Origin of the sequence: Mycobacterium sp. UM_Kg27 (genome assembly GCF_000972905.1) — a bacterium.
Taxonomy (GTDB): domain Bacteria; phylum Actinomycetota; class Actinomycetes; order Mycobacteriales; family Mycobacteriaceae; genus Mycobacterium.
In genome coordinates, this window is record NZ_JRMM01000027.1 from 13,905 (window position 1) to 36,659 (window position 22,755).

General features: G+C 67.9%; 21 protein-coding genes and 1 pseudogene. 12 read left to right on the plus strand and 10 right to left on the minus strand.

The annotated features are described in order from the left end of the window. Nucleotides 1-6: 6 nt before the first annotated feature. Nucleotides 7-1,059, minus strand: a pseudogene (gene arsB, locus LI94_RS06805) (ACR3 family arsenite efflux transporter); the annotation flags it as partial. Then, complete coding sequence (locus LI94_RS06810; RefSeq protein WP_024442865.1) at nt 1,059-1,454, minus strand: ArsI/CadI family heavy metal resistance metalloenzyme; 396 nt, start codon at nt 1,452-1,454, stop codon at nt 1,059-1,061. The pseudogene arsB and the gene LI94_RS06810, both read right to left, overlap by 1 nt. A 100-nt stretch (nt 1,455-1,554) precedes the next feature. Here LI94_RS06810 and LI94_RS06815 point away from each other — a divergent pair, with 100 nt between their 5' ends. Further along, nucleotides 1,555-1,914 carry an Rv2640c family ArsR-like transcriptional regulator gene (locus tag LI94_RS06815; RefSeq protein ID WP_024442866.1) on the plus strand — a complete coding sequence of 120 codons (360 nt, stop codon included), beginning with the start codon at nt 1,555-1,557 and terminating at the stop codon, nt 1,912-1,914. 5 nt (nt 1,915-1,919) lie between these two features. On the opposite strand, the gene LI94_RS06820 is transcribed toward LI94_RS06815, so the two are convergent. Continuing rightward, complete coding sequence (locus LI94_RS06820) at nt 1,920-3,479, minus strand: glycosyltransferase family 39 protein (RefSeq protein ID WP_082105673.1); 1,560 nt, start codon at nt 3,477-3,479, stop codon at nt 1,920-1,922. A gap of 235 nt (nt 3,480-3,714) precedes the next feature. On the opposite strand from LI94_RS06820, the gene LI94_RS06825 reads away from it, so the two are divergent. The 3 genes from LI94_RS06825 (at nt 3,715) to LI94_RS06835 (ending at nt 5,364) form a co-directional block, all read left to right on the plus strand. Beyond that, nucleotides 3,715-4,161 (plus strand): universal stress protein, encoded by a 447-nt coding sequence (locus tag LI94_RS06825; protein ID WP_024442868.1) that lies wholly within the window; start codon nt 3,715-3,717, stop codon nt 4,159-4,161. 154 nt (nt 4,162-4,315) lie between these two features. Beyond that, complete coding sequence (locus tag LI94_RS22160; RefSeq protein ID WP_081654585.1) at nt 4,316-4,711, plus strand: XRE family transcriptional regulator; 396 nt, start codon at nt 4,316-4,318, stop codon at nt 4,709-4,711. Next, nucleotides 4,708-5,364, plus strand: a complete 657-nt coding sequence (locus LI94_RS06835) for an RES family NAD+ phosphorylase (RefSeq protein WP_046300719.1) — start codon at nt 4,708-4,710, stop codon at nt 5,362-5,364. Before LI94_RS22160 ends, LI94_RS06835 begins: the two co-directional genes overlap by 4 nt. A gap of 10 nt (nt 5,365-5,374) precedes the next feature. Here the strand turns inward: LI94_RS06835 and LI94_RS06840 are convergent, their stop codons facing one another. Next, nucleotides 5,375-6,061 (minus strand): MBL fold metallo-hydrolase, encoded by a 687-nt coding sequence (locus tag LI94_RS06840; protein ID WP_024442871.1) that lies wholly within the window; start codon nt 6,059-6,061, stop codon nt 5,375-5,377. A 57-nt stretch (nt 6,062-6,118) separates the two neighbouring features. Here LI94_RS06840 and uvrA point away from each other — a divergent pair, with 57 nt between their 5' ends. After that, nucleotides 6,119-9,025, plus strand: a complete 2,907-nt coding sequence (gene uvrA / locus LI94_RS06845) for an excinuclease ABC subunit UvrA (protein WP_046300720.1) — start codon at nt 6,119-6,121, stop codon at nt 9,023-9,025. A 13-nt stretch (nt 9,026-9,038) separates the two neighbouring features. Here uvrA and LI94_RS06850 read toward each other — a convergent pair whose 3' ends face one another. Next, complete coding sequence (locus LI94_RS06850; RefSeq protein ID WP_239651165.1) at nt 9,039-9,680, minus strand: TetR/AcrR family transcriptional regulator; 642 nt, start codon at nt 9,678-9,680, stop codon at nt 9,039-9,041. Nucleotides 9,681-9,810: 130 nt separating this feature from the next. On the opposite strand from LI94_RS06850, the gene LI94_RS06855 reads away from it, so the two are divergent. Continuing rightward, the gene (locus LI94_RS06855; protein ID WP_024442874.1) at nt 9,811-10,653 is read left to right on the plus strand and encodes a hypothetical protein; all 843 of its coding nucleotides are present in this window, start codon (nt 9,811-9,813) and stop codon (nt 10,651-10,653) included. Here LI94_RS06855 and LI94_RS06860 read toward each other — a convergent pair. The 4 genes from LI94_RS06860 to lysX form a co-directional block, all read right to left on the minus strand. Beyond that, nucleotides 10,580-11,755, minus strand: coding sequence for a winged helix DNA-binding domain-containing protein (locus LI94_RS06860; protein ID WP_046300721.1), 1,176 nt, complete (start codon nt 11,753-11,755; stop codon nt 10,580-10,582). The two genes, LI94_RS06855 and LI94_RS06860, sit on opposite strands and share 74 nt — an antisense overlap. Before the next feature lie 3 nt (nt 11,756-11,758). Then, nucleotides 11,759-11,998 (minus strand): hypothetical protein, encoded by a 240-nt coding sequence (locus tag LI94_RS06865; protein ID WP_024442876.1) that lies wholly within the window; start codon nt 11,996-11,998, stop codon nt 11,759-11,761. Nucleotides 11,999-12,181: 183 nt separating this feature from the next. Continuing rightward, nucleotides 12,182-13,465: an alpha/beta hydrolase-fold protein gene (locus LI94_RS06870; protein ID WP_046300731.1), complete on the minus strand. Its 1,284-nt coding sequence runs from the start codon at nt 13,463-13,465 to the stop codon at nt 12,182-12,184. 59 nt (nt 13,466-13,524) lie between these two features. After that, nucleotides 13,525-16,869 (minus strand): bifunctional lysylphosphatidylglycerol synthetase/lysine--tRNA ligase LysX, encoded by a 3,345-nt coding sequence (gene lysX / locus LI94_RS06875; protein ID WP_046300722.1) that lies wholly within the window; start codon nt 16,867-16,869, stop codon nt 13,525-13,527. Between the two features lie 385 nt (nt 16,870-17,254). Here lysX and infC point away from each other — a divergent pair, with 385 nt between their 5' ends. Genes infC through LI94_RS06895 form a run of 4 tightly spaced genes read left to right on the plus strand, consistent with a single transcriptional unit; the run spans nt 17,255 to nt 19,344 of the window. After that, nucleotides 17,255-17,878 carry a translation initiation factor IF-3 gene (infC, locus tag LI94_RS06880; RefSeq protein ID WP_231384304.1) on the plus strand — a complete coding sequence of 208 codons (624 nt, stop codon included), beginning with the start codon at nt 17,255-17,257 and terminating at the stop codon, nt 17,876-17,878. A gap of 27 nt (nt 17,879-17,905) precedes the next feature. Further along, nucleotides 17,906-18,100, plus strand: coding sequence for a 50S ribosomal protein L35 (gene rpmI / locus LI94_RS06885; RefSeq protein ID WP_024442880.1), 195 nt, complete (start codon nt 17,906-17,908; stop codon nt 18,098-18,100). A 57-nt stretch (nt 18,101-18,157) separates the two neighbouring features. Then, nucleotides 18,158-18,547 (plus strand): 50S ribosomal protein L20, encoded by a 390-nt coding sequence (gene rplT / locus LI94_RS06890; protein WP_024442881.1) that lies wholly within the window; start codon nt 18,158-18,160, stop codon nt 18,545-18,547. Between the two features lie 14 nt (nt 18,548-18,561). Continuing rightward, nucleotides 18,562-19,344 (plus strand): RNA methyltransferase, encoded by a 783-nt coding sequence (locus tag LI94_RS06895; protein ID WP_024442882.1) that lies wholly within the window; start codon nt 18,562-18,564, stop codon nt 19,342-19,344. Here LI94_RS06895 and LI94_RS06900 read toward each other — a convergent pair. After that, a complete protein-coding gene (locus tag LI94_RS06900; protein ID WP_024442883.1) occupies nt 19,341-20,459 on the minus strand; it encodes an oxygenase MpaB family protein in 1,119 nt (372 codons plus the stop codon). The genes LI94_RS06895 and LI94_RS06900 overlap by 4 nt on opposite strands. A gap of 156 nt (nt 20,460-20,615) precedes the next feature. On the opposite strand from LI94_RS06900, the gene LI94_RS06905 reads away from it, so the two are divergent. Together LI94_RS06905 and LI94_RS23720 are read left to right on the plus strand one after the other, a co-directional pair. After that, complete coding sequence (locus LI94_RS06905; protein WP_046300723.1) at nt 20,616-21,521, plus strand: adenylate/guanylate cyclase domain-containing protein; 906 nt, start codon at nt 20,616-20,618, stop codon at nt 21,519-21,521. A 142-nt stretch (nt 21,522-21,663) separates the two neighbouring features. Next, nucleotides 21,664-22,746: a PGRS repeat-containing protein gene (locus LI94_RS23720; protein WP_192830929.1), complete on the plus strand. Its 1,083-nt coding sequence runs from the start codon at nt 21,664-21,666 to the stop codon at nt 22,744-22,746. Nucleotides 22,747-22,755 lie beyond the last annotated feature (9 nt).

Genomic DNA, 22,755 nt, shown 5'->3' on the forward strand with positions numbered 1-22,755 from the left:
GACGGGGTGGGTGGGTGCGCTGAAGCGGCCGCGCAGGGCCAGCGCCGCGTAGACCAGACCGACCAGGACGGGCACTTCGATCAGGGGCCCGACAACCCCGGCCAGGGCTTGCCCACTGGCGGCGCCCCAGGTGGCGATCGCCACCGCGATGGCCAGCTCGAAATTGTTGCCGGCCGCGGTGAACGCCAAGGTGGTCGTGCGCGCATAGCCCAGGCCCAGAGCGGCCCCGACCAGGTAGCCGCCGCCCCACATGATCGTGAAGTAGGCCAGTAGCGGAATCGCGATACGGACCACGTCGAGGGGGCGGTGGGTGATCTGATCGCCTTGTAGCGCGAAAAGGATGACGATCGTGAAGAGCAGTCCGTAAAGCGCCCAGGGTCCGATCCGTGGCAGGAACCGGCTCTCATACCAGCCGCGGCCCTTGCTGCGTTCGGCCCAGCGGCGGGTCAGATACCCGGCGGCCAGCGGTATGCCGAGGAAGATCGCCACTGACTTGGCGATCTGCCATGGCGAGACTTCGATGCTGGTCTGCGGCAGTCCCAGCCAGCCCGGCAGCAGCGACAGGTAGAACCAGCCCAGCACCGCGAACATGACGACCTGGAAGACCGAGTTGAGCGCGACGAGGACGGCCGCGGCTTCGCGGTCCCCGCAGGCCAGGTCGTTCCAGATGATGACCATGGCGATACAGCGGGCCAAGCCGACCACAATGAGCCCGGTGCGGTATTCGGGCAGGTCGGCCAGCAGCAGCCAGGCCAGAGCGAACATCACGGCCGGGCCGGCAACCCAGTTGAGCAGCAGCGAGCTGATCAGCAGTCGCCGATCCGAGGTGACGGTGTCGAGCCGGTCATAGCGGACCTTGGCCAGCACGGGATACATCATGATCAGCAGTCCGGCGGCGATCGGCAGCGAGATCCCGTCGATCTGCACCGCGCTGAGGCCGTCGCCCAGACCCGGGATCATCCGTCCCAGAGCCAGGCCGGCGGCCATGGCCAGTCCGATCCAGACCGGCAGCAGTCGGTCCAGGGTGGACAGCCGGGTGGTGGTTGCGTCGTCGCCCATCAGCAGCAGGAGGCCGGTGCTGCGGCGGACTCGGTATCGGCGATCTTGGTGTAGACCTCCCAGCGTTCCCGGTCTGGGCCGCTGACCCAGACCTTGTCCTGCACGGCGTAACAGCAGGTGGTGTCCATTTCCGTCTCGGTCAACAGGCCCGCGTCGCTGAGCCGGGCGACTTCCTGGTGGACGATCTCGCTCGAGGCCACCTCGACGCCGAGGTGGTTCAGTGTTCCGCCGTGGCCGGGGTTTTCCAGCAGGACCAGCTTCAGCGGCGGGTCGGCGATGGCGAAATTGGCGTAGCCGGGCTTGACCTTGGCCGGCGCGGTGCCGAACAGCCGGGAATAGAACGTGATCGCGGCATCGAGGTTGTCGACGTTGAGTGCGAGTTGGATGCGGGACATGGCAGTCACCTTCAGCTGTGAGACATATGTCGAACTAGTGATGTGGCGTCAGCATGCCAACCTTTTCGATATATGTCAATGAATGTGGCAGAATGAATCCATGCCGAAAGCGTTGCCGGTAATCGACATGACCGCACCGGTGTGTTGCGCCCCAGTTGCCGCGGGCCCCATGACCGACGCCGATGCATTGCAGATCGCGTTGCGGCTCAAGGCGTTAGCGGACCCGGTACGGGTCAAGATCGTGTCGTATCTGTTCGGCTCGACCGCCGGAGAGCAGAACTCCGGCGACCTGGCCGCCGCGCTGGGCTTGAGCGAATCCACGGTCAGCCACCACTTGACGCAGCTGCGCAAGGCCGGTTTCGTGGCGTCAGACCGGCGGGGGATGAACATGTTCCACCGCGTGCGTCCGGATGCTTTGCAGGCGGTGTGCGCGGCCCTGGACCCCAACTGCTGTACCTAGGGTGTTCAGCGGGTGGACTTGATCACCTGGGCGAAGGTGAACTGCCAGCGTTCGACGACGTGGAAGTGCAGCGCGTGCAGCATCTGGCCGTCGGGGGTACGCGCGAACCGGGTGCCCGTCGGCAACTTCACGGCGCGCTGATGGGCCGGCAGGCTGCGGTCGTGATCGGTGATCGTCCAGATCGTCGCGCAGCGGTCGAACTGATCTTTCAGTGCCCACACCGCCAGGTGGCCGTCCCACAACCGCCCCAGGGTTTGGCGGTGTGGCCCTAGGCCGGGGTCGGTCAGCTTCGCGAACGCTTCGGGACGCGCGGCGGTCAGCGCCCGGATCGGACCGGGCAGCCACCGGGTGGTGTTGTCGATCATCAGGCAGTCCCCGGGCTGGGCGTGCGCGACGATCACGTCGGCCACCGCGCTGTAGTCCCAGCCCTTCTCTTTGGTGTAGCGATCACGTTGGTTGACAACGTAATTGGGTGCTGCGGCGATTGCCAACAGGGCGACGACGCCGATCACGGCGCGGCGCGAAGTGGCGAGCGTGGTGATCGCGATCGCCAGCGCGATCGCCATCGCCGGAGCCGTGCAGATCAAATACCGCGGGTAGTAAACGGGTTTCACCACCACCGAATAGGCCAGTGTGGCCAGGGTCGGGATGAGTATCCAGGCCACGCACAGCGCCGCCAGCCGCCGTGTGTCGGGATCGGGGGACCGGCGGGTGCCGTGCCGAACGGCGACCACGGCGCCGGCGAGCCCCAGCCACGCCAGGATCGCGAACGGCACACTGCTGTCGAAGTACTGCTGCTGGACGATCTCGATGACGGTGTGCGGGTCCAGCGGCCGAATCCAGGCGACCTGGCGGATCTGCCCCTGGCTGAACCAGAGGAACGGGGCCAGCGCGGCCAACGCGGCACCGGCCGCCACGGCCCACCTGCGCCGCGCGGAGTCGTCGGTTCGCAGCCGTCGCAGCGCCACTGCGTGTACCGCAACCATCAGCACGGTGAAGGTGTTCAGCAGCGTCGCCGCCACGACTGCCACGGCGTAGCCCACCCACAGTCGCACCGTGTTACGCCGGGCCGCGTTCACCCACAGCACGGTGAGCCAGACGGCGGCCATCGCCGAGAACGCGTACGGGCGCGCCTCGACGCCGGCCCACGTCATGCGCGGCAATATCGCGTAAAGCGCACCGGCGCACACCGATACCTGCCGGCCGGTGAACCCGCGGGACAGCACCACCACGCCGGCGGCCCCCAGGCCGACCGCCAGACTGCTCGGCACCCGCGACCAGAATTCGGTCGCGGGGAAGACCGCGAACCAGCCGTGCATCACCAGGTAGTACAGCCCGTGTACCGCGTCGATGTGGGTGAGCAATCGCCACAGTTCCGGCAGGGAGCGGTGCGTCGACGCCGAGATGGTGGCGGCCTCGTCGAACCACAGCGACGGCCGGCTCGCGCCGATGACGCTGATCAACGTTGCGGCGACGGCGATTACGGCCGCATCCGGTGAGCGCGGTGGACGCCGGGGCGGGGCCGCATCGGTACGCACCGGGGCCGGGCTCAATACCTGGCTCAACGGCGTGCGCTGTCGGTAGCGGTGACGGTGATGACATTCCACGCTACCGGTGGACCCGGCATGTCAGCTACGTCACGAGGGCGGGCAAACGGGGCCTTCTGGCCGGTCAGGTGGCTGTGCGCGCCGCGCCGCAAACGACATGTGACGTCAATCGCCCCCATCGGGGCCGTCGACGCGTTAGGGTCGCGATGGCTTAATTTGCGAACAGGCGATCAATGCACCGGGAGGGTTACCAATGAGCGGCTACAAGACCGTGGTGGTCGGTACGGACGGCTCGGACTCGTCGCTGCGCGCCGTCGACCGCGCGGCTCACCTGGCGTCCGGTGAGGGCGCCAAGGTCGTCATCGCCACCGCCTACCTACCGCACGCCGACGACCCCCGCGCCGCCGACGCGCTGAAGGACGAGGGCTACAAGGCCTCAGGCAACGCCCCGATCTACGCCATCCTCAAGGAGGCCAAGGAGCGGGCCATCGCGGCCGGCGCCAACGAGGTCGAAGAGAAGGCCATCGTCGGTGCCCCGGTCGATGCGCTGGTGGAGCTGGCCGAGTCGGTCAAGGCCGACCTGCTGGTGGTCGGCAACGTCGGCTTGAGCACCATCGCCGGGCGGCTGCTCGGTTCGGTGCCGGCCAACGTGTCGCGGCGCTCCAAGATCGACGTGCTGATCGTCCACACCACCGGCTAACCGGCGGGGAGATTCACCAATCCCGTTCGCGCCAACGGAGGCCCCGCGTCACGGGCGCCCGGCACGCTGAACTGTATGGTGTAGTTTCAGGTGTTGTTTCCAGTGGGCTTAGTGGTAGCCTTACGGTGGATACAGTCCATCTGGAGGTCGCAGAATGTCTGTTTTAACAGCCAGCGCTGCTGAGAAGCTCGATTTCGAGGCAACAACCCGTCCAATTCGTGAAATCGCCAGCTACCTGCAGGAAGCAGTCGGACAACGAATCGCCGCGGCCCTCGCGGGACTGGCCGATGTAAAGCAGATCGGCCGATACGCGCGGGTAGGCGGCCCGGAACCACACGATGTAACCGAACGCAGGCTGCGTGAGGGCTACAAAGTTGTCCGAATGCTTGTTGATGCGTACGACGACAAGACTGCTCGGGCCTGGTTGTTTGGCACAAACACACGCCTCGACGATCGGGCGCCAGTTGAAGTTCTCGGCGCCGCGTCCGACACGGCTGATTTCGCGATGGTCGTGCAAGCGGCTAGACAGGTCGCTAGCTTTCAGGCGTGACCAGAGCCGGCTCCGAACTGCTGTTGTGGCGAGTTGGCTACCACGCAAGTCCACTTGGATTCACGCCGCGCGAGCTGTACAGCTTCAGTCATCGCTTCGATGACATTCACCACCGCTTCCGTACTCTCTATCTGGCGGACTTGCCCGAAACCTGCCTCCGGGAGGTGCTGGCAGACCTCCGGCCAAATCTCGGTGCCAAGCTCAGGCATATCGCGAGATACGGGCCCGAAGCGGCTGAAGACTTCGCCTCGGAACCGGTGACTGCAAGCTGGCGTCGTCAGAACGTACTAGCTCCAGCGCTACTAAGACTTGATGGCCCGATGATTGACCTAACCGACGGGGCAGTGCGTCAACAGATAGAAGACAGGCACGTCCCGCTTTTGGTCGCACATGGAATGGACCACCTTGATCTGCACGAAATCACGACGAGTCGTCGCCTGGTTACCCAGACGATTGCTGGTGAGCTCTACGACGGCGGTGTAGCCGCCGTGAGGTTCTTGTCTCGGCTTGACGCTCAACCTTGTGTGGCCCTATTTGAGGGCCGCGGAGCCGCGGACCTCGTGGGTGAGATCATTCCTCTGACCGACCCCGCTCCCGGTCCGCTTCTCACTGTCACGACTGAATGGAATCTGGAACTGGAGGCCTCTACCTAGCCGCCGGGGGCTACCAGCCCCGTTCGCGCCACTCCGCCAGGTGCGGACGCTCCACGCCCAGAACGGTGTCATCACCGTGCCCGGGGTAGACGATGGTGTCGTCGCCGAACCGGTCGAACACCTTGCGGCTCACGTCGCCCAGCAGGCGTTCGAAGTCCCCGGGCTGCCAGGTCTTTCCGACACCGCCGGGAAACAGGCAGTCGCCGGTGAACAGCTGGGTCACCCCACCGGTGGCCGCGCCGTCCAGGGCCAGCGCCACCGAACCCTCGGTGTGCCCTTGCAGGTGGATCACGTCGAAGCTCAGATCGCCGACGGTCACGGTGTCGCCGTCGGCCAGGATGCGATCCGGGGCGACCGGCAGCGGCTCGGCGTCCAGGGCGTGTGCGGCGGTCGGCGCCCCGGTGGCCTCGGCCACCGCGGTCAGCGCCTGCCAGTGGTCGAAGTGCTGGTGGCTGGTGACGATCAGCGCCACGTCCGGGGCGTGCTCGCGTACCAGCGCCACCAGGTTCTCGGCGTCGTTGGCCGCGTCGATCAGCAGCGTCTTGCCGGTGTTGGTGCACGTCACCAGGTAGGCGTTGTTGTCCATCGGGCCCACCGAGGTCTTGATGATGGTGGCCCCGGGCAGGGTGCGCCGTGCCGCGGTTCCGGGTTCGACGTGTCCGGTGTAGGTGTCGTCTACCGCGATCTGGGAGGTCATGACCGTCACGGTACTGGCCCTGACCTGGTTGTCGGTAGCGCCACCTAGCATGGACCCGTGGCTGACCGGCTGATCGTCAAGGGTGCGCGGGAACACAACCTGCGCAGTGTGGATCTGGACCTGCCGCGTGACGCGTTGATCGTGTTCACCGGGCTGTCGGGTTCGGGTAAATCCTCGCTGGCCTTCGACACCATCTTCGCCGAGGGTCAGCGTCGCTACGTCGAATCCCTGTCGGCCTACGCCCGCCAGTTCCTGGGCCAGATGGACAAGCCGGACGTCGACTTCATCGAGGGCCTGTCGCCGGCGGTCTCCATCGACCAGAAGTCCACCAACCGCAACCCGCGCTCGACGGTCGGCACCATCACCGAGGTCTATGACTACCTGCGGCTGCTCTACGCCCGCGCCGGGACCCCGCACTGCCCGGTCTGTGGCGAGCGGATCGCCCGCCAGACCCCGCAGCAGATCGTCGACCAGGTGCTGGCCATGGACGAGGGCCTGCGCTTTCAGGTGCTGGCGCCGGTGGTGCGCACCCGCAAGGGGGAGTTCGCCGACCTCTTCGAGAAGCTGAACACCCAGGGCTACAGCCGGGTGCGGGTGGACGGCGTGGTGCATTCGCTGACCGATCCGCCCAAGCTCAAGAAGCAGGAGAAGCACGACATCGAGGTGGTCGTCGACCGCCTCACCGTCAAGGAGTCGGCCAAGCAGCGGCTCACCGACTCGGTGGAGACCGCGCTGGGCCTGGCCGACGGCATCGTGGTGCTGGAATTCGTCGACCGCGATGACGATCACCCCCATCGCGAGCAGCGGTTCTCCGAGAAGCTGGCCTGCCCCAACGGGCACGCGCTCTCGGTCGACGACCTGGAGCCGCGGTCGTTCTCGTTCAACTCCCCGTACGGGGCCTGCCCGGAGTGCGTGGGCCTGGGCATCCGCAAGGAGGTCGACGCCGACCTGGTGGTGCCCGACCCGGACCGAACCCTGGCCGAGGGCGCGGTGGTGCCCTGGTCGATGGGCCCCACCAGCGAGTACTTCACCCGGATGATGGCCAGCCTCGGTGAGGCGATGGGCTTCGACGTCGACACCCCGTGGCGCAAACTGCCGGCCAAGGCCCGCAGGGCGATCCTGGAGGGCTCCGACGAGCAGGTGCACGTGCGCTACCGCAACCGCTACGGCCGGACCCGCTCGTACTACACCGATTTCGAAGGTGTGATGGCGTTCCTGCAACGCAAGATGGAGCAGACCGAATCCGAGCAGATGAAGGACCGCTACGCCGGGTTCATGCGGGACGTGCCGTGCCCGGAATGCGCCGGAACCCGGCTCAAGCCCGAGATCCTGGCGGTGACGCTGGCCGCCGGCGGCTACGGCAGTAAATCCATTGCGCAGGTGAGTGAGCTGTCGATCGCGGACTGCGCGGACTTCCTCAACGCCTTGACCCTGGGCGCGCGTGAGCAGGCCATCGCGGGGCAGGTGCTCAAAGAGATCCAGTCCCGGCTCAGCTTCCTGCTCGACGTCGGCCTGGAGTATCTGACCCTGTCCCGGGCCGCCGGAACCCTGTCCGGTGGTGAGGCGCAACGCATTCGGCTGGCCACCCAGATCGGGTCGGGTCTGGTCGGGGTGCTCTACGTGCTCGACGAGCCGTCGATCGGGCTGCATCAGCGCGATAACCGGCGGCTGATCGAAACCCTGGTGCGGCTGCGCAATCTGGGCAACACCCTGATCGTCGTCGAGCATGACCTGGACACCATCGCGCACGCCGACTGGATCGTCGACATCGGCCCGGCGGCCGGCGAGCACGGCGGGCGGATCGTGCACAGCGGGCCCTACGCCGAGCTGTTGGCCAATGCGGATTCGATCACCGGCGCCTACCTCTCCGGCGCGAAAAGCATTGCGGTGCCCGAGGTCCGCCGGCCGGTGGACGCCAAGCGCCAACTCGGCGTGGTCGGCGCACGCGAGCACAACCTGTCCGGTGTGGACGTGGCGTTTCCGCTCGGGGTGCTCACCGCGGTCACCGGGGTGTCCGGCTCGGGCAAGTCGACCCTGGTCAACGACATTCTGGCGACGGTGCTGGCCAACAAGCTCAACGGCGCCCGGCTGGTGCCCGGCCGGCACACCCGGATCACCGGACTCGATCACCTGGACAAGCTGGTGCGGGTGGACCAGTCACCGATCGGGCGCACACCGCGGTCCAACCCGGCCACCTACACCGGGGTGTTCGACAAGATCCGCACCCTGTTCGCCGCCACCACCGAGGCCAAGGTCCGCGGCTACCAACCCGGCCGGTTCTCGTTCAATGTCAAGGGCGGCCGCTGCGAGGCGTGCACCGGCGACGGCACCATCAAGATCGAGATGAACTTCCTGCCGGATGTCTATGTGCCCTGCGAGGTCTGCCACGGTGCCCGCTACAACCGGGAGACCCTGGAGGTGCACTACAAGGGCAAGACCATCGCCGAGGTGCTGGACATGTCGATCGAGGAGGCGGCGGAGTTCTTCGAGCCGATCACCGGCATCCACCGCTACCTGCGCACCCTGGTCGACGTCGGGCTGGGATATGTGCGGCTGGGCCAGCCGGCGCCGACGCTGTCCGGGGGAGAGGCGCAGCGGGTGAAGCTGGCCTCCGAACTGCAGAAGCGTTCCACCGGCCGGACGGTCTACATCCTCGACGAGCCCACCACCGGCCTGCATTTCGAGGACATCGCCAAACTGCTGGGCGTCATCAACGGCCTGGTGGACAAGGGCAACACGGTGATCGTCATCGAGCACAACCTCGACGTGATCAAGACCGCGGACTGGATCATCGACATGGGCCCCGAGGGCGGCGCCGGGGGTGGCACGGTGGTGGCCACCGGGACACCCGAGGACGTGGTGGCCGTGCCGGAGAGCTACACCGGCAAGTTCCTGGCCGAAATCCTGGGCGCACCGGCCAAACCCGCCAAGGCCGTGAAACGACGGCGTAAGGCCAGCGCGTAGGGTCCGGGCTGGGCTAAGGCGGTTCAGCGCCGAGGCTGACGCGCAGGTGCCGCACGACGGCGTCGGCGACAGTCTCGATCGGCTCGGTCTTGCCCGCAGCGACCCACTCGGTGAGCCAGATCTGTAAGGCCGAGATGACCAGTGCCGCAGCGATTCGCGGAGTCAGGTGGGTGATCTGACCCGCGTCCACCGCGATCTCGGCGGCTCGGGTGATCATGTCCATACCGGTTCGCCATGCCGCTCGTTGACCACCTCGGCCCAATTCGGCTGAGGCCGATGCCCAGCTCAGGCCCTCGTTGATGTGCAGCTGCAGAAAGTGCGGGTGTGCGGCGAAGAACTCCACCTCGGCACGTGCTCCGACCAGGATCGCCTCCAGCGGGGAGTCGATCGTGTCTGTGCGGAGGCGCACGGCGGCGACGAACTCCTGCATCCGCGCGGCGTTGAGGGCATCCCAGATCTCGTCTTTGCCACCGAAGTGCTTGTAGACCGTGGCCAGTGACACCCCGGCGGTCTTGGCGATGTCGCTCACCCGTGCGTCGGCGAAGCCGGTGCGGCTGAATTCGTACTCGGCTGCGGCCACGATCTGCTGCTGGTACATGGCCCTGCGTGCGTCGGCCAGGTCGGCGACCGGCGGCGTGGATCGGTTCGTTCCCATGGCCGCCACCTGCTTTCGATCGACCGTTGGCTGAGTGTCCACGAGGTGCTACGGTGCCACAGTAATGATGATTCTGTGTAACAGAATGATGATTACTCGGGTGCTTGATCGGGACGGGAGAGGGGCGCCGATGGCGACCGCAGAGTTGAGCCGGGAAGACTCAGCGCAGATTTCGGCGACACTTCCGCGCTCGCGGGGACTGCGCATCGTCTGGATCGTGGCGTTCGGCTCGCTGGCCCTGGCGTTTCCGCTCTACAGCTACTTGGCATTTCACAGCGGCGTCGACCGCTCCGTCATCGCCGATGCCATGGTCGTGCAGGTGACCGCCGCCTACTTCCTGGGTATCTTCGCGGCATTCCTGCCGATACCGTCGCTTCGCACGTGGACCCGATTCCAACGCCTCCAAGCCGTCGTTCTGCCGTTCGTGATCTGTTCCTACACAACGCATCTCACCTGGGAGCTCGGCTGGCTGATTCTGCACAAGGCGATCGCCGGTGCCCGCGATGCGGTGTGGGCGTATCCCTGGTGGAACTACATCGACGGCGGCGACCTGCGCTATCTGCACGCCGAACCCAACTTCTTGATGATCGAGGTGCTGTCGGTGATCAACGCCTGCGTGGGCGTCACCGGACTCGTCCTGCTGTTGCGGTCCAAGTTCACCGACTACCGGGGAACCCTGCTGGTCATGTCGACCGCCGTCACCCACACCGTGCTGACCTGGTACTACTACGGCACCGAGATCATCGCCGGCTTCCCGTCGACCAACACCGCCAGCTTCATGGATCTGGGCGTCAAGTTCATCCTGCTGAACGGCCCCTGGTTGATCGCGCCCTGGCTGGTACTGGCCTGGGGGTACGCGATGCTCAAGAAGCAGTTCACCGCTTCGGGAAACCACGCCGTCAGCGCTGTGCCGCCTTCACCAGCGGCGACGGGAACCGCGGCGGAACCCGCACCCCGTCCAGCCACGCGGTGAGCTCCTGCGCCCGTTTGTTCAGCGCGTCACGGGCTTGGGTGCCCGGGTCTTCGAGCAGCTGCAGCTGCACTTCGGCGGCCGCATTCTGATACCAGCCGCCGACGATCCGGCCGTTCCACCACACGGTGGGCCCGGCGTTGCCGTTGTTGTCGAAGAGCTGGCCGCGGTGCTCGCCGAGGTACCAGTCGCGCTGGTACCAGCCCATCGTGGTGACGTCGAGGCCCGGCAGCAGCGCACCCCACGGCTCGGGCTCGGGTTCGGGCTCCAGGTCGTCGGCCAGCGCGTAGCCGGGCGTGTCGTGCAGGTCGACATCGACGGCGCCGATCTCACTCAACGCCTTGCGGACCACCGTCTTAGTGGTACCGAACCACCACTTGATGTCCTCGGCGGTGGCCGGGCCGAACGCCCGCAGCCAGGTTCGGATCAGCTGGGTCTGCGCCGGCTCGGCCATCATCGGGGCGCCGAGTGCGCCGAGCCAGCTCGTCGCGGTCGTCCACTGCGGCCGCGACGAGGTCCAGCCGCCGTCGTTGGGCCCGCGCACGATGTGGCCCTGCGCGCCCAGGACGGTCAGCGCGCGCGGCGCCAGATGGGCCTGGCCGCCGTAGGTCTTGCCGGGCGCGGGATCGTAGGTGCCGGCCAGCTCGGGCAGGGCCGCGCGCAGCGCGATGCTGCTGGCCGGGCCGTTCTCATCGAGGTGCCGCAGCACCGCGGCCGCAGCATGGGTCAGCCACTTTTCGCCGTCATTGGCCACGCCCGCCTTGGCCACCTCGGCGATCAGCTTGCGCCGTTCGGTATCGGCCACCCGGTCGCTGGCCGCAGCCTGCACGGCGGGCAGGTCGGCGGGATCGAACACCCACAGCGTTCGGCGCATCGCCAGATGCTTGACCAGTGAGCGCTTTTCATACAGCGCGTCGTGCAGGTCGGCCACCGCGAACCCCGAGCGCCGCGCCCACAGCGAGAGGTACGGAGTCGCCGGATCGGTGGCGTGCAGCCCGACCAGCGTTGCCGCGATCCGGGCTATCGGCGCATCAGCGGTGTCAGGGGCAAGAAAATGTCGGCGCGCCAAACGGTTTCGCCTTTCGGCGATGGTGAAGGTCCGCACCGGTCAGTGCTCACCCTCGTGCATCGACTTGCGGATCTGCTCCAGCCGGTCGGCCGCCGCGCGCTGGCGGTCCTCGAACTGCTTCTCGACGGTGCGACCTTCCTGGGTCTCGGAATCCAGTTCCTGTGCGCCGATCGAGGTCTCATAGCGGCGTTCGATCTTCTCGCGCACGGAGTCGAACGTCGGCACGCCGGCGTCGTCGTATCCGGTGTCGGGCTGCGGGTCGCTCGGATCGTCACCCATGGTCGCCACGTTACCGCCGGCGGTTTCGAAGTAGCGGACCCATTCCTCGAGTGTGCGGTTTGGTACGCAGAACGGCCGATTTTCGAACCAAACCGCACACTCGGCGAATTGTTCGATGCAGCTGCTGTCGCTCAGAGCCGGGCACAACACCATATGGTCGAAATCCGGACCAGCATCGCCTCCTCACACGCTCGGGAAGCCCACCGGCGCCACCCCCGGGGTGCCCAGCCGGGCGGCCAGCCACGGCAGGGCGTGGGTGAACACCCTGCCGGCGAACGGCCAGTCGTGTTGGCCCGGTTCGGTGATCACCGCGCAGTCGATACCGTTGGCCCGGCCCAGCGTGCACAGCGACTTCGCGGCGGCCAGCTGACCGCCGCTATCGGACTTGGCGGCGCTGCCGTCGACCGCGAACCACCCCGAAACCCCGGAATACCGGCCGTGCCTGGCGATCACCGTCGACGGGTCGAACGCCGCCCAGGCGTCGACGCTGCCGCCGAACAGCCGTCTGATGGTCTGCGCGCGGGTTCCCGTGTTGGGGCTCAGGTCGCCGGCGATGTCGACGAAGGCGCTGAACCTCTCGGGATGCATCGTGGTCAGGTCCACCGCGCAGGTGCCGCCCATGGACCAGCCGACCACCCCCCACTGCGCCGGTTGCGGGCTGACCCCGAAGTGCGAGATCACGTACGGCACCACATCTTCGGTCAGATGGTCGGCGGCGTTGCCGCGCGGGCCGTTGACGCATTCGGTGTCGTTGTTGAAGGAGCCACCCGAGTCGACGAACACCAGCACCGGTGCGTTGCCGTGGTGGGCGGCGGCGAAGTCGTCGACGGCTTTGATCGCGCCTCCGGAGCGCAGCCAGTCCGCGGGCGTGTTGAACTCGCCGCCGATCATCATCACGGCCGGCAGTTGCGGCGGCGGATCCTGGGCGAACCACGCCGGAGGCAGGTACACCAGCTCGCCGCGATGCTTGAAGTGCGAGGCGTCGGCGGGAATCGTCACCCGCAGTACGTGGCCGCGTCCGGGCAGGGCCCCCGAGCCGGCGATCGCGTTCACCGCCGCCTGGTCGCTCTGGTCGGGCAGCGGTCCCGACGTCAGGTCGCCCCAGGCGCTCTGCACGGTCGGGAAGTAGCCGACCCAGGCGTTGAGGGTCAAACCCGCACTGAGCAGACACAGTGGCACCGCCAGCAGGGCGATGCCGCGGCGCCACCAGGCCGCACCCCGCCAGCCCAGCACCAGCAGCGCCGCGGCGGCGCCGGTCAGCGCGACCCACAGCCACAGGCTGATCGGCGGCGGCTGAGCGGACAGGCCGTCGTCGCTCACGAACCAGTACACGCATCCCGCCACGGCCAGCCCCACGGCGCCGATCAGCGGCAGTCGCCGCAGCCAGCGACGCGACCGCCAGCCCACGGCCAGCACCAGCGACAGCACCGCCGCCGCCTGCACCGTGACCGGGATCCAGCCATGCATCAGCGAGGTGTGTTCGCCACTCGCCAGGATCACCCCTCCATGATGGACCGGAATCCGGCTCAACGAGGTTTGGCCAGCGGAAACGGCAGAGTGTCCCGGATGCTGTGGCCGGTGATGAGCATGACGACGCGGTCCACGCCCATGCCCAGCCCGCCGGTCGGCGGCATCGCGTATTCCATAGCCTGCAGGAAGTCCTCGTCGAGTTCCATGGCCTCGGGGTCGCCGCCTGCGGCCAGCAGCGACTGCTGGTGTAGCCGGCGGCGCTGCTCCACCGGATCGGTGAGTTCGCTGTAGGCGGTGCCCAGCTCCACGCCCCACGCCACCAGGTCCCACCGCTCGGCCACCCCCGGCTTGCTGCGGTGCGGCCGGGTCAGCGGCGACACCGAGGTGGGGAAGTCGGTGTAGAACGTGGGCTGCTGGGTGCGGGCCTCGACCAGCTGCTCGTAGAGTTCGAGCACCACCGCCCCGGCATCCCACTGCCGCAGGTAGTGGACGCCGGCGTGGTCGCACAGTCGGCGCAGGGTGGCCACATCGGTGCCGGCGTCGATCTGCTCGCCGAGCGCGTCGGACACCGCGTCGTGCACGCTGCGCACCGGCCACTGCCCGGAGATGTCGACCGCTTCGAGCTGGTCGTCGGCCCCGGGCCGCATCACCACCGGGGCGCCGTTGGCCGCGACCGCGGCGTTCTGGATCAGCTCCCGTGCCCCGTCGATCCAGGCCAGGTAGTCGCCGTGCGCCTGGTAGGCCTCCAGCAGGGTGAACTCCGGGTTGTGGCTGTAGTCGACGCCCTCGTTGCGAAAGGCGCGGCCCAGCTCGAACACTCGCTCCACCCCGCCTACGCACAGTCGCTTGAGGTAGAGCTCCGGGGCGATCCGCAGATACAGGTCCAGGTCGTAGGCGTTGATGTGGGTGACGAACGGGCGCGCGTTGGCCCCGCCGTGCAGCTGCTGCAAAATCGGGGTCTCGACCTCCAGAAATCCCTTGGCGAACAAGGTGTCCCGGATCGAGCGCAGCACCTGGCTGCGGGCTGCGATCAGCTCGCGCGCCTGCGTGTTGATCGCCAGGTCCACATAGCGGGTCCGCAGCCGCGCCTCGGGGTCGGTCAGGCCCTTCCATTTGTCGGGCAGTGGACGCAGGCATTTGCCGACCAGCCGCCAGTGCGTCACCAGCAGCGACGGTGTCCCGTTGCGGCTGCGGCCTATCCGGCCGGTCGCCGCGACCAGGTCGCCGAGATCGACCCCGGCGCTGAAGTCCGCGGCGCGCGCGTCGCCGTCGGCCTGCGCGAGTACCGAATCGTCGAGCAGTAGCTGCACCTCACCGGACCAGTCGCGCAACTGGGCGAAGAGCACGCCGCCGAAGTCGCGCATCCGCAATACCCGTCCGGCCACCGAGACGGTCTCTTCGGTGCCGCCGGCCAGGGCCTGGTGCACGGTGTGGCTGGGCGCGGCACCCACCGGGTAGGCGTCGACGCCGCTGTCCTGCAACGACTTCAGTTTGGCCATCCGGACCCGGACCTGCTCGGGGAGCCGGGGGAGTGTCTCGGCGGGCTCACTGAACTCGCCGATACCGCTGTCGATGTCGTCGGGTGCGGTCCCGTCGCTGTGCAGCCGTCCGGAGGCGGCCATCGTCGCCGGCACGGCCGAGTGGTGTCCGGTGTGCTGCTTGTTGCGCCGCGAGAAGGGCAGCACCAGAAAGCCTTCGGCGATCACCGAGGCGACCCCGACGCGGGGGATCAACCGGGCGTCCTCGTAGCAGGCGTAGCGCGGCACCCACTGCGGCCGATACTTCATGTTCGACCGGTACAGCGTCTCCAGCTGCCACCAGCGGGAGAAGAACATCAGCAGCCGCCGCCACAGTCGCAGCACCGGGCCGGCGCCCAGCTGTGCGCCCTGTTCGAAAGCGGCCCGGAACATCGCGAAGTTCAACGAGATCCGGTTGACGCCGATGGTGGCGGCCTGCAGGGCCAGTTCGCTGACCATCAGTTCGATGGTGCCGTTGGGGGATTGCGGGGAGCGCCGCATCAGATCCAGCGACACCCCGCTGTGCCCCCACGGCACCAGCGACAGCATCGCCACGACCTCTCCGGTACGCGGGTCGCCGCGCACCGCCTCGACCAGCAAGCAGTCGGCGTCGGCCGGATCGCCGAGGCGGCCCAGCGCCATGGAGAACCCGCGCTCGGATTCGGTGTCGCGCCAGGCGTCGGCGTGGTCGATGACGCGGGCCATCTCGTCGGCGCCGATCTCGCCGTGCCGGCGCATCCGCACCGTCAGACCCGAACGGCGGGCCCGGGTGACCGCCTGGCGCACCCCGCGCATGTCGGGTCCGGACAGTTTGAACTCCGCGGGCCGCAGGATCGCCTCGTCGCCCAGTTCCAGCGCGCTCAGCCCGGCGTCACGGTAGGCCTGCGCCCCGGCGAAGCTGGCCCCCATCACTCCGGGCGCCCAGCCGTAGTCCTTGCAGACCCGCAACCAGGTGTTGATGGCCTGTGGCCACGACCGCGGGTCGCCTACCGGGTCGCCGCTGGCCAGGCAGACGCCCACCTCGACCCGGTAGGTGATGGCGGCGCGCCCGTTGGGGGCGAACACCACCGACTTGTCGCGGCGGGTGGCGAAGTAGCCCAGCGAGTCGTTCTGGCCGTACTGCTCGAGCAGCCCGCGGATCGCCGACTCGTCCTGGCCGGTGAGGGCATTGTCGGCGCGCTGCGACAGGAACAGCACGATGGCCGCGACGATCAGGGCCAGCGCCCCGAGCAGCCCGCACAGGGCCTTGAGCCCGAAGTCGGGCTTGCCGGGGAAGAGGTCGGGCTCGAGCAGCCCGAAGCCGACCACCCGGTTCACCACGTAGGGCAGTCGCAACGGGCGCGTCACCGTGCCGGGGAACAGTTCGATGAGGCCCCAGCACAGCAGGATCGCCACCGCCCACCCGGCGGCCAGCGTCGCTGCGGACTTGAGCAGCGCTCCGCGCCGCACTTTGGCCCAGAACTCGCCGCGGGCTGCCACCAGCACCACGATCGCGACCAGATGCAGCACCAGGCCCGCCACGCCGCTGATGACACCGAAGCGGTCGGAGGTGTCCGACACCAGCCGGCTGACGTTCCAGCCGCCGGCGACCACCAGGTTGGCGATCAGCAACCACCAGGCGATGCGTTTGTGCGCGCTGAGCGCGGCGGCGAGCAGGGCCAGCACGAAGGCCCAGGCCAGGCTGGTGTCGGGGAAGTTGAACAGGTACTTGTCGATGAACTCCCGGGGCACCCGGATCGCCCACCGGATCACCGGCGACATGCTCGCCAGCAGCGACAATGTGGCGGCGATGCCGACCGCCCAGGCGGCCGCGGAGGGCACCCAGTGCAGCCGGGTGGTGGAGCGGCTGCGCGAGCGCGGCACAGCCGGCACTGTCAGGGTCATAGCCCGCGAGAATATGCAGGAAAGCCGCGAAAAGGACGAAAAGCAGGTGTGGAATCGCCGGTGGGGATGATCGCCGGGCGGAACGACCGCTGAACAGCTGCTAGACTCCCTAACGCGACCGTCCCGGCGTACGCCAGGACAGCAAGTGGAGTTCCCTCCCACCACTAGCCTGAGGAGCAATCCTTGCGGCTCAGTGGTCCGGTCGCAGGCGGTGTAAACCGCCTGCTCTGCGCGCTGCGCAGGCGGCTTGAGGTTGTTCAGGCCGTGATCGGTCGGTATGGGCCCTGCTTCGTGCAGGGCTTTTTTGCTGGTGGGTGGGGTCAGCGCCGCTGCGTCCGGACGAGCACTGCGGCGGCCGCGACCGAAGACTACCCAAGGAGGTCCCATCAGCACTGAGATCCGCGTCAACGAGCGCATTCGTGTACCTGAGGTTCGATTGATCGGCCCGGGCGGGGAGCAGGTAGGCATTGTGCGCATCGAAGATGCGCTTCGCGTCGCCGCGGATGCCGATCTTGACCTTGTCGAAGTCGCACCGACCGCTAAACCCCCGGTCTGCAAGATCATGGACTACGGCAAGTACAAGTACGAGGCGGCTCAGAAGGAGCGCGAGTCTCGCAAGAACCAGCAGCAGACCGTCGTCAAGGAACAGAAGCTGCGTCCCAAGATCGACGACCACGACTATGCGACGAAGAAGGGCCACGTGGTCCGCTTCCTCGAAGCCGGGGCCAAGGTCAAGGTGACGATCATGTTCCGCGGCCGTGAGCAGTCCCGGCCCGAGCTCGGCTACCGCCTGCTGCAGCGGTTGGGCGCCGACGTCGCCGAGTACGGCTTCGTCGAGACCTCCGCCAAGCAAGACGGACGCAACATGACGATGGTGCTGGCACCGCACCGCGGCGCGAAAACCCGTGCCAAGGCCGCAGAGGACGCCGGTGGAGGCGCGGTTCACCCCGCACCCGCCACCGCTCCCGCCCCCGCGGCGGACGCGGCCGAGCCGCAGCCCGAGAACTGAAAACCCCGACAGCAGAACTGAGGAAACATGCCCAAGGCGAAAACCCACAGCGGCGCTTCGAAGCGATTCCGTCGCACCGGAACCGGCAAGATCGTCCGGCAGAAGGCGAACGCCCGCCACCTGCTCGAGCACAAGCCGAGCACCCGCACCCGTCGTCTGGCCGGCCGCACCGAGGTGGCTGCCGCCGACACCAAGCGCGTCAACGCGATGCTGAACGGCTGATTGCCGCTTTCTCCGCACCGCAATCCCCTTACGCCCCAACGAGAGTAGGAACACCCCATGGCACGCGTGAAGCGCGCAGTCAACGCCCAGAAGAAGCGCCGTACAGTCCTGAAGGCTTCGAAGGGTTACCGTGGCCAGCGGTCGCGGCTGTACCGCAAGGCCAAAGAGCAGCAGCTGCACTCAATGACCTACGCCTACCGGGACCGTCGTGCCCGCAAGGGTGAGTTCCGGAAGCTGTGGATCTCCCGCATCAACGCGGCGGCCCGCGCCAACGACATCACCTACAACCGGCTGATCCAGGGCCTCAAGGCCGCCGGTGTCGAGGTGGACCGCAAGAACCTCGCCGAGATCGCCGTCAGCGACGCGGCTGCATTCACCGCGCTGGTCGAGGTCGCTCGGGCCGCGCTGCCCGAGGATGTCAACGCGCCTTCCGGCGAGGCTGCCTGACCCGAACCGAGCCGATGCTGACCGAACGTTCGGCCCGGGTGGTCGCGGCGGTCAAGCTGCATCGGCACGTGGCCAGGAAGCGCGAACAGCGCTTCCTGGCCGAGGGGCCCAATCTGATCGAGGCCGCGATCGCTCGCGGCCTGGTCCTGGAGGTCTTCGCCACCGAAGCGGCGGCGCAACGTCACCACGATCTGCTGGCCTGCGCGCAGGTACCGGTCCACCTGGTGACCGACCGCGCGGCAAAGGCCTTGTCGGACACCGTCACTCCGGCCGGATTGATCGCGGTGTGCGCGCACGCCGAAGCGGATCTGCACACTGTGCTGGCCGGTGCTCCGCGACTGGTGGCGGTGGCGGTGGGCATCGGCGAGCCCGGTAACGCCGGCACCCTGATTCGCATCGCCGACGCCACCGGTGCCGACCTGGTGGTGCTGACCGGCAACAGCGTCGATCCCTATAACGGCAAGTGCCTGCGCTCGTCCGCGGGCAGCATCTTCCACGTCCCGGTGGTAGTGGCCGCCGACACCGATGCCGTGCTCACCGCATTGCGGGAGGCGGGACTGCAGGTGCTGGCGACGGCGCTTGACGGTGAGCTGAGCCTCGATGACGCCGACCCGGTCCTGGCCGGGCCCACCGCGTGGCTGTTCGGCCCGGAGGCTCAGGGGTTGCCGGCCGAGGCCGCAGCCGCCGCCGACCACCGGGTGCACATCCCGATGGCAGGAGGCGCTGAGAGCCTCAATGTTGCAGCGGCAGCGGCGATCTGCCTCTACCAGAGCGCGCGAGCCCAGCGCCGCGCTTAGGCGGCCTTGGGCTTACGGCGCGGCGGTCGCGGGGTCAGGCCACTGCCGGCGGCCAGCGAGAAGGTGCTGTGCATCAGCGCTCCGGCGCGCTCGACCAGCTTCATGCCCGCGCTGACCGGCGGGACGTAGTGCATTCCGCTGTGCCGCCGGTCTTTTGGCGGTCCGCTGAACCACGGGGCCTCGATCGGCGGGGTGTCACTGGGGATCTTGCCCTGCTCGCGCCGGTAGCCGGCCAGCGCGCGCGGGTGCAGCCGAATCTCGTCGGGTACAAAGCTGAATGCCACGTGGCTGACCTTGCCCAGCAGCCGCAGCAGCACCTCGTCGCTCTCCGACCAGCGCAGACCGGCCTTCTCCCGCACCACCGGCTCGAACAATCCGGCCGCCACCCAGCGTTGGGCGGCCAGCGCCGGCTTGAACATCTGGTGCCACACCGCGTCGGGCATGGGCACGAACCACGGCTTGGGGATGCGGATGTTCAAAATGTCGATGGCGGCCGGGGTCAGCTCCAGCTCGTCCTCGCACACCCGGTTCCAGTACTCGCAGAACTCTTCCCAGGACTTCGGCACGGGACGCATGCTCATGCCATACATCTGGTACCACTGCACGTGCTCGTCGAAGAGCTGGCGCTTCTCGGCCAAGGTGAGGCCGCCGTCAAAGTACTCGGCGAGTTTGATGATCAGCATGAAGAACGTGGCGTGCGCCCAATAGAAGGTGTCGGGGTCCAGCGCGTGATAGCGCCGGCCCTTCTCGTCGACGCCCTTGATGTCGCGGTGGTAGTCGCGGATCGAGGCGCCGGTGTGCTGGGCCCGAATGCCGTCATAGACCACACCCATGATCGGGTAGACCGACCGTGTCACACGTTGCATCGGCTCGCTCAAGATGCTGGAGTGCTCGGTGACGCCCGCGCCCAGGCCGGGGTACATGTTCTCGATGGCGCCGATCCAGACGCCCATGATGCCGGTGCGCAGGTCGCCGAAGTACTTCCAGGTCAACGAGTTAGAGTTCAACGGCTCCACCGCGGGAGCAGGCTTGGGAGCGGTTTTGGCAACGCTGGGGGCACTGTCGTCGGCGGGCGCAGACGCCTGCTCGACGGACGCGGTCGGCGTAACGGTCATCACGTCTCCTGTCTGGGAACCTGAAACTACGATAATTGTGACAACGATCGTTGTCTACATTCGTTGTGGCGCGTCGCACCGAAAACGTCAATCGTGTCGTGTGCCACTGTCGGCGGTCGTTGCCGGTGTCGGCGAGCGCCACCTACCCTGAAACTCATGGACCTCGAGCCGGCCCCACGGCAGGCTGCTGGGCTCGGGGAGGCGGTAGCAGTGCCCGACCAGCCCAGCCCCGACCGCCGCACCTCCTTCTCCCTGGATGAGGCCGCGGCCTGGCTGAACCGCACCACCAACGACGTCCGAATCGTCGACCTGGTCCGGCGAGTGCGGCGCGTGCTGCCCGGCGACCCAGAATTCGGTGATCCGCTGTCGACCGCCGGAGATGGCGGCCCGCAGGCCGCCGCGCGGGCGGCCGACCGCCTGATGGGAGACCGCTCGGCGGCCTCCCGGGAAGTCAGCCTGGGCGCGTTGCAGGTCTGGCAGGCCCTGACCCAACGGATGTCGCGGGTGCCGGGCAATTCCGAGGCAACGCTGGTGTTCACCGATTTGGTCGGCTTCTCCACCTGGTCGCTGCAGTCCGGCGACGACGCCACCCTGACCCTGCTGCGGCGAGTGTCGCGCGCGATCGAGCCGCCGCTGCTGGACGCTGGTGGCCGCATCGTCAAACGAATGGGCGACGGGCTGATGGCGGTGTTCCGCGACCCGTTGGTCGCTGTCGCCGCGGTGCTGGAGGCACAAGAGGCCCTTCGCGAGGTCGAGGTCAACGGGCACACGCCGCGGATGCGGGTCGGCATCCACACCGGCCGGCCCCAGCGGCTGGCCGACGACTGGCTCGGCGTGGACGTCAATATCGCCGCCCGGGTGATGGAACGCGCCCTCAAGGGCGGGATCGTGGTTTCTGGGCCGACCTTGGAACGCATCGATCCGGCCGCCCTCGAGGAGCTGGGTGTGGTTGCCAAGCGAGCGCGCCGTCAGGTGCTCGCGGCCAAGACCAGCGGCGTCCCGGCGGATCTGACGATGTACCGCCTGAAGGCAGTTCGCCAGAGCCCGTCACACGCCGACTGATTACCCGTTCTCAGCTTCTTTGTGGGCCGGTAAGGTCGCCTCGCACGAGTGGATGAACCCCGTTCCTTGGAATACCCTTCGGTGAGCAAGGTAACTATTTGACCGTTTTACACAGGTCGCCTTAACGCAGAAGCGGGGAATCATGGCAGGTCGGCAGCAGCGTCGGAACAACCGCCGTAAAACGAATCGGCTGGTAGGTGCCGGCGGTACTGCGGCGGCGTTCCTGACGTTCGGCATGGCCCCGATGGCGGCAACTCCCACCGCGAACGCCGACTGGGACTTCGACTGGCTGACCGACTTGTTCACCCCGGTCTCAGACTCTTCGAGCGGCTGGGACAGCAACGCCTGGGACATCAGCTCGTGGTTCAACTGGTCGGCGGACCCGGGTAGCGCGGCCGACACCAACCCGTTCGACCTCACGACACTCTTCAACGCGTTGGTCTACCAGCCGTTGTACACGTCGGTGGACTCGTTCATCGACAACCCGGCCAACTCCTGGCTGGTCGACATGGTCAACAGCTGGGCACCCGAGGGCCAGTTCTATCTCGGCGACGGCGCCGCCGGCACGGCGGAGAACCCTGACGGCGGCGACGGCGGCCTCTGGTTCGGCAGCGGCGGGGCCGGTTACTCCGCGGGTGCTGACGAGGACGCGGACCCGTCCATCGGGGGCGGCGACGGCGGGAACGCCGGCTGGTTCGGCAACGGCGGTGCCGGTGGTGCGGGCGCCTTGGGCGGTGACGGCGGCAACGGCGGCACCGGGGGCACCATCATGGGCATCGGCGGCGCGGGCGGCGTCGGCGGGCTGGGCGGCAACGGAGGCAACGGCGGCGCCGCGCTGGGCTCGCTGTTCGGCATCGGCGGTGCCGGCGGCGACGGTGGCGTGGGCGCGACCGGCGTGATCGGCGCGACCGGCTCATGGGCTGACAGCGGCACCGGTGTGGGCGGCACGGGTAACGCGGGCGGTGCGGGCGGCAAGGGCGGCAACGGCGGCGCCGCGAGCGACTCCCTGTTCGGCACCGGCGGTGCGGGCGGCAAGGGTGGCGCCGGCGGCGAGGGCGGCCAGGGCGGCACCGGGGCCGCGGGTGAGGAGGGCAACCTCAACGGTGGGACCGGCGGCACCGGTGGAGTCGGCGGCGCCGCTGGTGTGGGCGGCAAGGGCGGTGCCGGCGGCTCGTTAGGCGTCAAGGGCTCGGACGGTGCGGACCTGTCTCTTATACACATCTGACGCTGCCGA

Coding starts and splice junctions, on each gene's coding strand:
- LI94_RS06855 (WP_024442874.1), top strand. CDS start 9,811: ATGGCGACCGCAGAGTTGAGCCGGGAAGACTCAGCGCAGATTTCGGCG.
- LI94_RS22160 (WP_081654585.1), top strand. CDS start 4,316: ATGTCTGTTTTAACAGCCAGCGCTGCTGAGAAGCTCGATTTCGAGGCA.
- LI94_RS06840 (WP_024442871.1), bottom strand. CDS start 6,061: ATGACCTCCCAGATCGCGGTAGACGACACCTACACCGGACACGTCGAA.
- LI94_RS06815 (WP_024442866.1), top strand. CDS start 1,555: ATGCCGAAAGCGTTGCCGGTAATCGACATGACCGCACCGGTGTGTTGC.
- lysX (WP_046300722.1), bottom strand. CDS start 16,869: ATGACCCTGACAGTGCCGGCTGTGCCGCGCTCGCGCAGCCGCTCCACC.
- LI94_RS23720 (WP_192830929.1), top strand. CDS start 21,664: ATGGCAGGTCGGCAGCAGCGTCGGAACAACCGCCGTAAAACGAATCGG.
- LI94_RS06825 (WP_024442868.1), top strand. CDS start 3,715: ATGAGCGGCTACAAGACCGTGGTGGTCGGTACGGACGGCTCGGACTCG.
- LI94_RS06865 (WP_024442876.1), bottom strand. CDS start 11,998: ATGGGTGACGATCCGAGCGACCCGCAGCCCGACACCGGATACGACGAC.
- LI94_RS06895 (WP_024442882.1), top strand. CDS start 18,562: ATGCTGACCGAACGTTCGGCCCGGGTGGTCGCGGCGGTCAAGCTGCAT.
- LI94_RS06850 (WP_239651165.1), bottom strand. CDS start 9,680: ATGGGAACGAACCGATCCACGCCGCCGGTCGCCGACCTGGCCGACGCA.
- rplT (WP_024442881.1), top strand. CDS start 18,158: ATGGCACGCGTGAAGCGCGCAGTCAACGCCCAGAAGAAGCGCCGTACA.
- LI94_RS06900 (WP_024442883.1), bottom strand. CDS start 20,459: ATGACCGTTACGCCGACCGCGTCCGTCGAGCAGGCGTCTGCGCCCGCC.
- rpmI (WP_024442880.1), top strand. CDS start 17,906: ATGCCCAAGGCGAAAACCCACAGCGGCGCTTCGAAGCGATTCCGTCGC.
- LI94_RS06905 (WP_046300723.1), top strand. CDS start 20,616: ATGGACCTCGAGCCGGCCCCACGGCAGGCTGCTGGGCTCGGGGAGGCG.
- LI94_RS06810 (WP_024442865.1), bottom strand. CDS start 1,454: ATGTCCCGCATCCAACTCGCACTCAACGTCGACAACCTCGATGCCGCG.
- LI94_RS06870 (WP_046300731.1), bottom strand. CDS start 13,465: ATGCATGGCTGGATCCCGGTCACGGTGCAGGCGGCGGCGGTGCTGTCG.